This window comes from Rhodanobacter spathiphylli B39 (assembly GCF_000264295.1).
Taxonomy (GTDB): domain Bacteria; phylum Pseudomonadota; class Gammaproteobacteria; order Xanthomonadales; family Rhodanobacteraceae; genus Rhodanobacter; species Rhodanobacter spathiphylli.
The window spans coordinates 141,187-153,411 of sequence record NZ_AJXT01000005.1; the positions used below are offsets into that span (position 1 = coordinate 141,187).

Sequence of the window (12,225 nt, forward strand, 5' to 3'; positions counted from 1 at the left end):
GCGTGGTCGTCGGTGCAGATCCATCCGGGCACTCGACGGAATGCCGCTATGCCCGTCGTTGCAGGGCTGCCACGTTCCGCGCTCGAGCCCCGGAGTGGCTGAAGAACCTGGAGCAACCGCGGATCAGGACGATTCGGCGCTGACTTGTCGATGCGCGCCCCAATCACCTGACAGCTCCGTCTCGATCGTGACCGTGGCATTGAACAGGCGCGACAGCGGGCACCGGGCGCGCGCCAGGGCGGCCAGCCTGCGGAAGACGGGCGGGTCGGCATCGGGCACCACGGCGCGCACGCTCAGGTGGACCGAAGTGATGGCGAAACTGGCGAACTGTTGTTCCAGCACCACGGTGGCCGAGGTCTGCAGTTCGGTCGCGGTGAGGCGGGCTTCGGCCAGCACCATCGCCAGCACCATGTTGAAGCAGCCCGCGTGGGCGGCCGCGAGCAGCTCTTCGGGATTGCTGCCGACATGGCGGTCGAAGCGGCTGGCCACGCTGTAGTAGTGGTCGTCCAGCGCGCCACTCTCGGTGGACAAGCTGCCGCGTCCCTCGGGAAAGCCGCCGTACCAGAGGGCCGAGCCGCGTCGTTCGATCTTCATGGCAACCCCGCTGGTCAGAAGTGGTACGACACGCCCATGTTCCAGATCACCGGGTTCAGGGTCAGGTGCGAGGTGGCCGGCAGGTCGCCTGCCGGCGTGGCCGCCAGGCCGCGCGCATCCACGCCGACCCAGATCTTCTTCGCATCGACGAACAGCGCGAAACGTCGGTTGAGGCGATACTCGACGCCCGCCTGCAGCGCCACGCCGGTGCCGTTGTCGACATGCACGTGGCGGATCGCGGCGTCACTGGTCTGGGTGATCAGCGTGTAGTTGACGCCCAGGCCGACATACGGGTGAAAGCGGCTGCGCAGGGAGAGGTGATACTGCAGCGCCAGCACCGCCGGACCGTAGGTGGCTTCGGCCAGCTTGCCGGCGCTTTCCAGCGTGCCGGCGCCGTAGATCTTCGCCGTGGGCGGCGCGCCCAGGGTCAGCGCGACCGCCCAGTTCGGGGTGAGGAAGTAGCCGGTTTCGAAGGCGAAGCCGGTGTTGTGCCTGACGGTAGCGCTGGCGCCGGGAAGCTGCTGGCCGTTGATGGCCACGGTGCCGCTGGCGTGGAAGTCGGCATAGGCCAGGCCGCCGCGAATGAACCAGCTGCCGCCTTCATCGGCGTGGACGGCGCGCACCGCGAAGCATGACGTCAGCGCAGCGGTGCAGAGGAGTGCGTATCGGAAATTATTCATGAGGGTCAGAACGGATACTGTGAGGGGGTGTGCTGGATCGACACCCAGTGTTCGGAAGTGAACGCGTCGATCATCCCCTTGCTGCCGAAACGTCCGATGCCCGAATTCCTGTCGCCGCCGAACGGCAACGCGGGCATGTCGATCGCGGTCACGTCGTTGACGTGGCTCATGCCCGCGCGGATCTGCCGGGCGAACTGTTCACCGCGGTAGGTGTTGCCGGTGAGCACCGCGCTGGTGAGGCCGTAGTCGGTGTCGTTGGCCATGCGCAGTGCATCGGCCTCGTCCGCGGCGCGCAACACCGGGGCGACCGGCCCGAAGATTTCGTTCTGGGCCAGCGCCATGCTCTGGGTGACGCCGGTGAACACGTGCGGGCCGAGCATCAACCGCTCCGGCGCATGGCCCAGTCGCAACTGCGCGCCATCGCTGCGCGCTTGGGTGATCATGCCGGTGATGCGGTCGAGCTGGCGCTGGCTGATGATTGGGCCGATCACTGTGTCGACCTGGTTCGGGTCGCCGACCTTCAGCGCGCTGGCGTAGGCGATGTACGCCTCGACGAACGCGTCGTGCAGGCGGTCCAGCACGATGATGCGATTGGCGGCGATGCACATCTGTCCCTGGTGCAGGAACTTCGCGACGATGGCCGTGTGCACGGCCTGTTCGAGATCGGCGTCGTCCAGCACCACCAGCGGCGCATTGCCACCCAGCTCCAGCATCGCCTTCTTCAGGTTCGACGCCGTCACCGCCATCTGTCCGATATGCCGCCCCACCTTGGTCGATCCGGTGAACGACACCACGCGCGACGCGGGATGCTGCACGAACGTGTCGCCGATCTCGGCCGGGTCGCCCACGATCACGTTGAACAGTCCCGGTGGCAGTCCGGCTTCTTCCAGGATGCGGGCGATCAGCAAGCCGCCGGTCACCGGCGTTTCGGCCGCTGGCTTCACCACCACCGCATTGCCCAGCGCCAGCGCGGGCAGGATGGATCGCGTGCTCAGGTGCAGCGGCCAGTTCCACGGGCTGATCACCGCCACCACGCCGACCGGCCGCCGGTAGATGCGGTTCTCCTTGCCGGGGTAATCGCCGGCAACGATGCGGCCTTCGAGGCGCGTGGGCAGGGTGGACGATTCCAGCATCGCCGCGTGCACCACCCACCACTCGATCTCGGCCTTGCTGCGGGTGCTGCCCGATTCGCGGATCAGCCAGTCGACGATCTCGTCATGCCGCTGCTCCATCACCGCCGCCGCCTTGCGCAGGACGGCCGCGCGCTGCGAGGGCAGCGCCTGTGCCCACGCGTCCTGTGCCTCGGCCGCGCCGCGGAAGGCCTCGTCCACGTCGAGCGCATCGGCCTTGCCGAAGCAGGCGATCACTTCGCCGCTGTACGGGTTGAGCACGTCCAGCGTGGCGCGCGCACGGCCATTGCGCCAGCGGCCGGCGATGAACTGGGCGTCGAAGGCATAAGGCTTCGAGCTGTCGGGTGTGACGGCGGTATCCATGACTGTGTCCTGTCGGGCTGGGAGGGAGCACCAGGCGCGGCACGAACGCGCCGCGAACATGACTGCAGCGTAGGCCGCGAAATCACCAGAGGCTTGATGCTTCCTGCCGCTGTTTGCACGATCGCGCAGCCGCTTTCTGGCGCCTGCGATGCTGCCTCCCCTGCAAGCAGGGGGAGGAGCAAAGCCGCCGTGCTCCCTCCCCCGCGTTTGCGGGGGAGGGTTGGGGTGGGGTTCGCTCTTGATCCGGCGACGGCTAACAGGCGCGGGCAACGGCCTCGAGGATCACCTCGGTGAATTCCCGTGGACGAGAGAGAAACGGCACATGACTTGCGCCGATCTCCCGTACTTCAGCGTGCATGCGCGTAGCCATCCGATGCTGGCTGGCGGGAAGCACGATCCGGTCCTGCGTCGTCACCACGTACCACGCCGGCAGCTCGCGCCATGCCGGCTGATCGATGACCTCCTCCAGCGCATCGCGATGGATCGGCGCATCCACCGCCGCCAGCACATTGGCCTGGATGAGCGGAAGGTCGTGAGCCAGGTAATACGAAAAGCCGGTGCGCTCGAAATGGATGTAGCCGGCCTCGTCGGCGCGGGTGCGCGGCCGTTGCGCCAGCTCCGGGTCGCAGGCGCGCAGCGAGCGTACCGACTCGCCACGATCCGGCGCGAGCCCGGCCACGTAGACCAGCGCAGCCACGTTGCCGGTGGAGGCGGCCTGGGTGATCACGGTGCCGCCCCAGCCGTGTCCCACCAGGATGACCGGACCCGATAGCGCGTCCAGCACACGCCGCACCACCGCCACGTCACCGGCCAGCGATTGCAGCGGGTTGCTCACCGCCAGCACGTCCAGGCCGTGGGCCTGCAAGCGCGACATCGCCTCGTTCCATGACGAGCCGTCGAACCACGCATCGTGGACGAGGATCACCCGCGGCAGCCGATTTTTTTCCGTCGCCGCGATGCGCCCTGCCGCGCGGGAGATCGACATGACCGCTTCCGTTACCCAACCGGACGCCAGCCTGCCAAGGCATCCATGGGGCGCCTTGTACGAATTTGCCGCCGCTGGTGAAATCTTGCGGTGGCCACGCCGCCGTCATCGCGCTGGCGCGCAGCGTCCAGGATTTCTTCCGGCGCTGGCGCGCAGAGGCGATTTGCTGCTGTTGCCGGGAGTGATCATTGGCCCGGGCAGCTTTCACGAGGGCATCCCGATGACCAGTGCAACGATGGCCGCAAATGACGGCATGGTGGACGGCGCCGTGGGCGACGCTTTCCAGAACCGCACGACGCCCCAGCGGCGCGACCGCACCGCGAGGCGGTGGTTGTGCCATGTGTCGGTACGCGTGACGCACTCCTCCCCGTTGTTCGCAGCCGGCTTGCTGGCGACGCTGCAGCAGGTGCCCGGCTATGACGTGGCGCTGGCCGACAAGCCGTCGTCGGCGCAGCGGCTCATCAACGGCGCCGTGCATGTATTGATCACCGATCGCCGCAACGCGCCCGATCATCTGGATGGCAGGGGGCCGACGTCCGCGTACGGCCTGCCGCGCCCGCGGGTGATCCTGCTCACGAACGAGCCGGTGCTGGCCGGGCCGGGGCTGGCGCAGCCCCGGGTCGATGCCTGCCTGTCGATGGACTGCGCCCCCGATGACCTGCTTGCCACGGTGCGCCGGCTCGGCCATGCCGCGCTGGGACCGCTGGTTCTGGAAGAGGCCGAACCCCCCGCGTGCCGGCAGCCGACGCGGGGCGGGCTTGGCCCCAGCGCATTGCGCCGGGTGCGCAGCCACATCGAGGATCACCTCGCCACCGGCGCCGACCTGGTTTCGCTGGCGCGGATCGCCGGCGTGTCCTGCTGCCACTTCTCGCGTGCGTTCAAGCGAAGCATGGGCATGCCGGCGCATCACTACCTCATCACCCGGCGGATCTCCGCCGCCATCGCCCTGATCAGGGATACCGACCGCGCGCTGTCCGACATCTCGCTGGAGGTGGGCTTCGCGGACCAGAGCCATTTTTCCCGCACCTTCGTGCAACTGACCGGCCTGACGCCCGGCGACTTCCGCCACCGCTGCCATTGAGCGGCGGCGTTGCCCGGCAACGCGTCCGCGTATTGCCGGGGGCAGGGCGCAGGCATAGAGTGCCAACGTCTTCCTTGCCGCTTGCCGGCGCGGAGCCTGGCGTGAACCGAGCACCCAGCCGTCGTCTCCCGTGGCCGCTGCACGCGTCGGCGCGCGTCCCGCGCGGGATGGTGCTGCCGTGAGCGCGCCACCCATCGCGGACATCCAGCACTGGTCCACGCGCGACATCGCGGCCGGGCAGCGGCTGGCGTTCTACTCCGATGTGATCAGTTCCGCGCTCGATCCGATGGTGGTGGCTCGCGCCGTCACCGACCCGTTCGACGGCGAGATCACCGCCACCCGGCTGGGCCCGCTGATCCTGGTGCACGGCGTAAGCACCGCGCACGATTGCGTGCGTGGCGCGGAGCATGTGGCGCTCAGCAGCTCGCGCCAGTTCCATCTCATCGTCAACCGCCGATCAGGCTGGAACCTGCGTCATCGCGATTGGGTGCACGTGGGTTGCGGCGATGCGGTGCTGCTGGATTCCCGCCTCGGACACTATCTGAATTTCGCGCAGGCCTTCGACAACGTGCACCTGGTCCTGCCGGAAGCGTGGCTGGGCCAGTGGCTGCCTGATCCGGCGGCGTTCGTGGGAAAACCCATGCCGAACGATGCGGCGTGGGCGCGCGCGCTGACCAGCTTCATCGCGCAGCTCGTGCCGGAAAACCTGCAGCACGGCGCCTTGCCAACCCAGCTGATCGTCGATCACGTCGGTGCCCTGCTGGCGCTGTGCGCCAACCAGCTCAGCGGCGAGATGATGCAGCCGGTGCTGCGGCAACGGCAGCTGCGCGACCTGGTGCAGGACGCCATCGTGCAGCGCTGCACCGAGCAGACCCTGGGAGCGGTGGACGTCGCCCTGGCAGTGGGCATCTCGGTGCGCACGCTGCATCGGACACTCGCCGCGTGCGGGCAGACCTTCGGCGGTTCGCTGATGGCTGCGCGCGTGGCGCTGGCCACGCGCATGCTGGAGTCGCCGCTGATGGCGCGGCTGACCATTTCGGAGATCGGCCGTCGCGCCGGTTTCGCCGACCCGTCGCACTTTGTGCGCGTGTTCCGCCGGCACAGCGGCACCACGCCGGCGCGCCTGCGGCGTGGTCGCATCTAGAACGCGGGCGGGGCCACGCACCAGAACAGGCCTCCGGCCACATCGGCGGCCTCTCGCTTCGTGCCTGGCCTGTCAGCGCGCGGCCGCTGCAGACGGCGCCGGACAGGCACCGATGCTGGCCGTTGCCGCCACTGCGATGCCGCGCAGGTTCATGTTGCGCCGGATCGACTGCTCCGGCGTCATCCAGGCCAGCCCTTGCGCGGCGCAATCGGCGGCGTAGTCGAACAGGGCGAGCATCTGCGTCTGGTTGAAGTCGATGAAGCTGGTCTGCGGGTAATCCACCGGAATGTCGGTGAGATGGAACGTCATGCCCAGCCGGTGCGAGGCCGCGATGTTGTCCACGATCGCCTCGCGCGTCTTGTAGGTGAGTTCGGCGGCCAGCGCATTGGAGAGGATGTCGACGGTGTTGTAACGGGTGGTCTGCGGCGCCCGCGCCAGCTGGCCGTTGACCAGCATGTACAGCTGGGCACCGCGCAGCAGCGGCAGCTCGGTCGACTGGATGCCGGCGATCAGCGGCGTGCTGAACACCGAGGTGGTGACGCCACCATCCACGTGCATTTCGTCGTAGACGTGGTCACCGTCGCGCACGCGGATCAGCACTGGCGGGAACACGCCCGGCACGCTGGCCGAGGCGATCAGCACGTCGCGGAACAGCGTGCGCGCCTTCTCTCCGCCCTGCCTGGCGATCTCGCCCAGATTCCACAGCACCGTCTCGTGCTTGTCCAGGTCGGTGGTGGCCACTACCAGCCGCCGACCCGTAGCCGCCTCGCGCGCCACCGCTTCGATCATCTGCGGCGTGACGAAATGATCGACCAGCTGGAACAGCGCGTTGTGATGCGGCAGGCCGCGCGGCGACAGCAGACGGGACAGCACGGTGCGGGTAGGCGAATGCAGCAGCCGCGCGCTGCGCTCGCCGGTGAACGCCTCCCGCATCCGCGCATCCCATTCCGGCCCGAGGAAGGCGAAGGGCGCCAGCAACGCACCGGCACTCACCCCGGTGACCATCTCGAATTGCGGTCGCGCATGCGCCCGCGTCATGCCGGCCAGCACGCCGGCACCGTAGGCGCCGCCCGAGCCGCCACCGGACAGCGCCAGGATATCGACCGTGCCGTCGCGCGCCGCGCTGCGCATGCCGCCGAAGAAGGCGGGCGCCAGCGCGGTGAAGTTTTTCAGGTCGGTGGTGACCAGGCGCACGTCGGGCGAAAAGCCCTCCGGCGCGGCCGCGCCGATCAGTTCCGGTGGTGCGGGCAGCCGCGGGACGGTCCCGCAACCGGCCAGCAACACCAGCGCAAACATCAGCAGCCCCGGCTTGCATCGCATCGCGTTGACCCCCGGCGATGAACAGTGTCCGCGCAGTATGCGGTCTGGCGCCATGGCGCATCAATGCGCCATTGCCGCCGTCTCAGTCCGGGAATCCCGCCATGCGTGGAATCGTCTCCAGGGCCTCGTCCCAGTCGGCCCTGCTGGCTACGAAGAGGTGCGCGTCGGGTCGGAGCGTGACAGCGGTATCAAGGCTGCCGGCCGGAACGACCAGCATCTGGCCGTCCATCGGCGTCACCGGCAACGCCGAGCCACAGATTGAGCAGAAGCACCGGAGGTGCCGGCTCTGCGGCAGCTCGAAGCGCGTCACCTTGTCTTCGCCGCTGAGCCATCGCAAGCGGGCCTGCGTGGAAAACAGGTTCGCGCCGTGGGCCGAACCGGAATCCTTGCGGCAATACGTGCAGTGGCAAAGGTAGAAGTGCTCGAACTCGGCTTCCACCTCGAAGCGCACCGCGCCGCAAAGACAGGAGCCGGCGTGGACACTCATGCGCCGACGTCCTCGCCGCGTCGCGGCAGGCGAGGGGAGTTCGCCACGTCGCCGCCGCCGCTCACCATGTGTCCGGGCCACGCCATCATCAGCCAGCGCCCGGCACAAGGAGGCGGTCGACGATCGCCGGCAGCATCGGATCGACGGCGAGTGTGTAGTGGGTGGTGTTCGGCAGAATGGCGAGCTGGTTCGCGGGTCGCAGGGAGCCGTCGACCCCGGCATCGCGCTGGCCGCCTCCCAGGGCTTTCCAGAACTCGACCATGTGCCCGGGCCGGATGGCGTCGGCGTCGGCAAAGACCAGCAGCGTGCGAGCCTTGATCCGGGCGACGTCGGCGCTCCAGTCGAAGGGGCGTTTGGTCAGGTCGCCGACCTTGCGGAACAGGTTTGTCCAGTCGACGTCGGGATAGGTCTGTCCCAACGGCGATGCCTTGACGCCGGGGCCGTAGGCGGCTGCATTGACCTCCAGTTGCCTGAAGGCCTCCACCCCCTCCGGGTAGAAGCCGTCCTGCTTCATCGCCGCGGACACGAGCACGAGCCGGTCGACCACGTCCGGATGGCGGATCGCGGTCTGCAGGGCGACGCTGGCTCCCAGGGAATAACCCATGATGTCAGCCTTGCCGAGCTTCAGATGGCCGATCAGCGCGGCGATGTCGTCGCCCAGCGTTTCGCTGCGCAATGGCCGGTCGGTGCCCGGCGTACGCCCGTGCGCCTGGAGATGGGGCGCGATCACCCGCCGGCCTTTCGCCAATGCGGCCAGATTGCTGCCGAAGCTGTCGGGGTCGATGCCGCCGTGAAGAAGAATGAGTGGCTTGCCGGCGCCATGCACGCTGTAAAAGACGTGCTGGCCATCGACGTCGGCAAAATGCCCGTTCGACATCGCGGGAGTCTCGCTGGCTTGAATGCGGAGCGCCGCCGTCATCGCGGCGGTAGCCATGGCTGTCTTCAGGAAATCGCGTCTGAGCATATCGTCCTCATCGCGCTGGAGTGGCGGGTGAAAAACGTTCGGTCCGAGGTTCCGGACCGCATCATGCATCATCTCTGCTCCCGGGCGCTTCCCCGGAAGCATGGTTTGCGGATGGCGGAGTCGGCAGGCAAGCCGGTTTCCCCGCCGCGTTCGTCCGGGAGAGACTTGGCGACCATGTACAGCAGCTCCGCGGCGCAAAAACGGTTCTACTCCGAAGCAAGCGCCCTGACCATCACGAGGTCCCGCTGCTGATCGCCGCCCAGTGAAAACACATGCTCACCCGTCACGACAAAGCCGAATTTCCCGTAGAACGCGATGGCCCTCGGATTGTGTTCCCACACACCGAGCCAGACGGCGTCTGCGCCGCGTCGTTGCATCGCCTCGATGCAGGCATCCATGAGCGCCTGCGCCACCCCCTTGCCGTGCCAGTCCTCAACGACATACAGGCGCTGGATCTCGCCCGGTCGCTTCGCCGCCACACATCCCGGTGCCTCGCCCCGGCGCAGCTGGGCATAACCGACCAGGCGCCCCTCATCCTCGCTGAGCAAGGTGAGCAGGTCGGGGTCGGCGATCTCGGCTGACTGAATGTGCGCGCCGTAGCTGCTTCGGCAATGAAGCTCCATGTGCTCGGTGGTGTTCGTTGCACCGAACGTCGCCCTGAAAGTCGCCTCGGCAACTTCGGACAGCCTGCCGGCATCACCGGCGTGCGCTTTTCGTATCGTTGGCATCGTCACTACCTGGGGTATGCGGGAATGATGTCCCCGGGCGCGATTTATACCCTGGTCCGAGCCGGCAACATCGACTCAACAAGACCGTCTAAGGAAATGCAGTCTGGCAACGTTCGACGCCGCATCAAACTGACAAAGCAGCACGCAACACGAAGCACAACACGATCGCCAGCAGTGGCCCGAAAGCTCAGGGCAAAAGCATCATGCACCCGGGCTTGACTGGAAGTCTCCTAAGGAGATGTTAGGCCGCTACCCAACCGTCAGCGACCGCCCAAGAGGTAACAACCGTAGCCCATGCGGCGACTGTAAGCACTATGGCTACCAACGAAACCCGGGAGAGACGAGCGCTGTGTCGACTGGCAATGCGATAGGAGAGCATGACGCCACCAGCAACAAGCGCTGAGACAAGGACGAAGGCCTGAGGCAACCAGGCAGGCACAACCACGTACGCGGGGTGGTATGGGTCAGAAAGTCTCGGCGGCCAGACGGCAATGAGCGAGGCAATGGCCACCGTAAGCAGCAGTGCGCCACAAGCTGCCATGAGATAACTCAGTACTTTTATGCGAGTTGCCATTACGGCCTAACGCTGGAATTGAGCGGCGGCGTAGCCGTCCGCCTCGAATGATCTGTTAGCGCGCTGGCTGTGCGGGAAGCTTAGAGCCGGCCGCTTTCAGATCTCGTAACCCTGACTGTAGATCGCTTTGGCGAATAAGTAACGCGTGAACGCCGTAGCCGTCACCGAAATCCTTCAAGTAGCGCACCAAATTGATGGCATTCGAGTCGTTTGTGCCAGACAAAGCGATACGTGCAGCACCGTTGCTGATGGGTGAAACTGAAAAGGAGAGGTCGTTGATGTTGATCTTTGCAAGCTCAACTTTGTAGAGAGCCAGATCGCCCTTTGAGTCGAGGTCGCGGACTGCCAGGAGCCCTTGCCCTTCACTATTGAGCTCCAGGCGCAGCACTGAACCCCACGCGTCCGGGCCAACCCAGACGCCGGCTAATTGCGCCCTTGACCGCGGCATTGGCGGCTTGATCGCCTGCGCGCTTACGCTCACAAGCAGCAATGCGAGCCCTGTCAACGAAGCAAGTAAACGTCTGGACTTCACGACTTCCTCTGAAAGCGCTAACGAGGTTGTAGAAAAACCTGCGCTGATGTTGCTTCAATAGCTTCAGGCGAACAAGAGGCATCTGCATGGCGCGTTACAAGCACATCGACATGAGTCCGCGGCTGTTGCCGGTCGACCTGCAGGCGCAGCTGGTGCCAGGGTCGGTCGCCCATACGCTGTACCACGTGGTCGATCAACTGGACCTGTCGGCGTTCGATGCGCACTACCGCAATGACGAGAGCGGTGCGCCGGCGCATGCACCGACGATGTTGCTCAAGGCGGTGCTTCTGGCGTATTCCCAGGGTATGGTGAGCTCGCGCTCGATCGAGCGGGCCTGCCGCGACAACGTGCTGTTCATCGCCTTGACCGGCGACGCCAAGCCGCATTTCACCACGATCGCGGACTTCGTCAGCCGCTCGCGCGACGCGATCGCGGCGGTGTTTGCCCAGGTGCTGACCCTGCTTGATGGCGAAGGCCTGATCGGCCGCGAGCCTGCTGGCGTTCCCGACGCCAGCAGCCACTTCCCACATCCTTGTGGGTCGTGTTCGCCATCGATGGCGTGAAGCTGCCCTCCAACGCCTCCAAGCATCGCTCCGGCACACGAGCGGAGTTTCTTGCGCAAGCTCAGAAGATGGAACGTGCGGCGACCACCATGCTGGAACGCCACCAGGCCAACGATGCCGGCGCCGCCGAAGACGTGCTGGATGCCAAAGCGGCTGCTCGCATCCAGCGTCTCACCGGCGAGGCGGCGAAGATTCGTCAGTGGCTGGCCGATCATCCGGAAGATCGGCCCGGCACCCGCGGCAAGGTTCGCAAGTCCAACCGCACCGACAGCGAGTCCGCCAAGCTGGCGACCGACAAGGGCGTGATCCAGGGCTACTGCGCCGTGGCCGTGGTCGATGCCGACCATCAGCTGATCGTGGAGGCTTCAGCCCACGGCACCGGCGCGGAACAGGAATTGTTGCTGCCTGTCCTCGAAGCGTGCGCCACGCAGCGCACCGCCTCGACGCTGATCACCGCCGATGCCGGCTATCACTCCGAGGCCAACCTCGCAGCGCTGTCCGAGAAGGGCATCGACGCCCTGATCGCCGACAACGCCATGCGTCGACGCGACGAACGTTTCGCCGAGCAGGCCAAGCACCGGGTCATGCCCGAGCCGCTGCACGACAAGTCACGCAAGGAAGCGAAGCCACGCCTGTTCGGCAGCGAGGATTTCATCATCGCGCCGGACCAGTCACACGCGATCTGTCCTGCCGGGCAGCGGCTGCATCGCAACGGCAAGGACTGCACCATCGGCGGCTATGCCGCGATCAAGTTCCGCGCACCGGAAGCAGCCTGCAAAGACTGCCCGCTGCGCACGAGGTGTTTACGCAAACCCCAGACCACACGCTCGCGGCAAGTGGCCGTACTTGCCCGCAAAGCCGAACGCACCCACAGCGCGCGCATGCGCGAGCGCATCGACAGTGCGTGGGGACGCGAACAATACGGGCGGCGCTTCGCCACCGTCGAGCCGGTCTTCGGCAACGTACGCCACAACAAGCAGCTCCATCGATTCACCCTGCGCGGTCAATCCAAGGTGGATGGTCAGTGGAAGCTGTTCGCACTGGTGCACAACATCGAGAAGCTGGCGAACTACCGCAAGG

The 12,225-nt window shown here is 66.5% G+C and carries 11 protein-coding genes and 1 pseudogene; 3 read left to right on the forward strand and 9 right to left on the reverse strand.

What is annotated here, in order from left to right:
- Positions 1-123 precede the first annotated feature (123 nt).
- The 4 genes from UU7_RS04580 to UU7_RS04595 form a co-directional block, all read right to left on the reverse strand.
- On the reverse strand, positions 124-594 hold the full coding sequence (locus UU7_RS04580; protein ID WP_007805800.1) for an OsmC family peroxiredoxin: 471 nt from the start codon (positions 592-594) through the stop codon (positions 124-126).
- A 14-nt stretch (positions 595-608) separates the two neighbouring features.
- Positions 609-1,274 carry an OmpW/AlkL family protein gene (locus tag UU7_RS04585; RefSeq protein WP_083845933.1) on the reverse strand — a complete coding sequence of 222 codons (666 nt, stop codon included), beginning with the start codon at positions 1,272-1,274 and terminating at the stop codon, positions 609-611.
- 5 nt (positions 1,275-1,279) lie between these two features.
- Entirely contained in the window at positions 1,280-2,767 is a 1,488-nt protein-coding gene (locus UU7_RS04590) for an aldehyde dehydrogenase family protein (protein ID WP_007805803.1), read from the reverse strand.
- Positions 2,768-3,020: 253 nt separating this feature from the next.
- On the reverse strand, positions 3,021-3,752 hold the full coding sequence (locus UU7_RS04595; RefSeq protein ID WP_007805805.1) for an alpha/beta fold hydrolase: 732 nt from the start codon (positions 3,750-3,752) through the stop codon (positions 3,021-3,023).
- 220 nt (positions 3,753-3,972) lie between these two features.
- On the opposite strand from UU7_RS04595, the gene UU7_RS04600 reads away from it, so the two are divergent.
- Entirely contained in the window at positions 3,973-4,833 is an 861-nt protein-coding gene (locus UU7_RS04600) for a helix-turn-helix domain-containing protein (RefSeq protein WP_238530884.1), read from the forward strand.
- Between the two features lie 178 nt (positions 4,834-5,011).
- A complete protein-coding gene (locus tag UU7_RS04605) occupies positions 5,012-5,977 on the forward strand; it encodes a helix-turn-helix transcriptional regulator (protein WP_007805809.1) in 966 nt (321 codons plus the stop codon).
- Positions 5,978-6,049: 72 nt separating this feature from the next.
- On the opposite strand, the gene UU7_RS04610 is transcribed toward UU7_RS04605, so the two are convergent.
- The 5 genes from UU7_RS04610 to UU7_RS18225 all read right to left on the reverse strand — a co-directional run bounded on the left by UU7_RS04610 (position 6,050) and on the right by UU7_RS18225 (position 10,582).
- The gene (locus UU7_RS04610) at positions 6,050-7,297 is read right to left on the reverse strand and encodes a patatin-like phospholipase family protein (RefSeq protein WP_007805811.1); all 1,248 of its coding nucleotides are present in this window, start codon (positions 7,295-7,297) and stop codon (positions 6,050-6,052) included.
- Positions 7,298-7,379: 82 nt separating this feature from the next.
- On the reverse strand, positions 7,380-7,784 hold the full coding sequence (locus UU7_RS04615; RefSeq protein ID WP_007805814.1) for a GFA family protein: 405 nt from the start codon (positions 7,782-7,784) through the stop codon (positions 7,380-7,382).
- Positions 7,785-7,872: 88 nt separating this feature from the next.
- Positions 7,873-8,820, reverse strand: a complete 948-nt coding sequence (locus UU7_RS04620) for an alpha/beta fold hydrolase (protein WP_202946788.1) — start codon at positions 8,818-8,820, stop codon at positions 7,873-7,875.
- Between the two features lie 134 nt (positions 8,821-8,954).
- Complete coding sequence (locus UU7_RS04625; RefSeq protein ID WP_007805818.1) at positions 8,955-9,476, reverse strand: GNAT family N-acetyltransferase; 522 nt, start codon at positions 9,474-9,476, stop codon at positions 8,955-8,957.
- A gap of 629 nt (positions 9,477-10,105) precedes the next feature.
- Complete coding sequence (locus UU7_RS18225; RefSeq protein ID WP_157581865.1) at positions 10,106-10,582, reverse strand: hypothetical protein; 477 nt, start codon at positions 10,580-10,582, stop codon at positions 10,106-10,108.
- A gap of 86 nt (positions 10,583-10,668) precedes the next feature.
- Here UU7_RS18225 and UU7_RS19130 point away from each other — a divergent pair.
- Positions 10,669-12,225 (forward strand): annotated as a pseudogene (locus UU7_RS19130) (IS1182 family transposase); the annotation flags it as partial.

Coding starts and splice junctions, on each gene's coding strand:
- UU7_RS04580 (WP_007805800.1), bottom strand. CDS start 594: ATGAAGATCGAACGACGCGGCTCGGCCCTCTGGTACGGCGGCTTTCCC.
- UU7_RS04585 (WP_083845933.1), bottom strand. CDS start 1,274: ATGAATAATTTCCGATACGCACTCCTCTGCACCGCTGCGCTGACGTCA.
- UU7_RS04595 (WP_007805805.1), bottom strand. CDS start 3,752: ATGTCGATCTCCCGCGCGGCAGGGCGCATCGCGGCGACGGAAAAAAAT.
- UU7_RS04610 (WP_007805811.1), bottom strand. CDS start 7,297: ATGCGATGCAAGCCGGGGCTGCTGATGTTTGCGCTGGTGTTGCTGGCC.
- UU7_RS04590 (WP_007805803.1), bottom strand. CDS start 2,767: ATGGATACCGCCGTCACACCCGACAGCTCGAAGCCTTATGCCTTCGAC.
- UU7_RS04625 (WP_007805818.1), bottom strand. CDS start 9,476: ATGCCAACGATACGAAAAGCGCACGCCGGTGATGCCGGCAGGCTGTCC.
- UU7_RS04615 (WP_007805814.1), bottom strand. CDS start 7,784: ATGAGTGTCCACGCCGGCTCCTGTCTTTGCGGCGCGGTGCGCTTCGAG.
- UU7_RS04600 (WP_238530884.1), top strand. CDS start 3,973: ATGACCAGTGCAACGATGGCCGCAAATGACGGCATGGTGGACGGCGCC.
- UU7_RS04620 (WP_202946788.1), bottom strand. CDS start 8,820: ATGATGCATGATGCGGTCCGGAACCTCGGACCGAACGTTTTTCACCCG.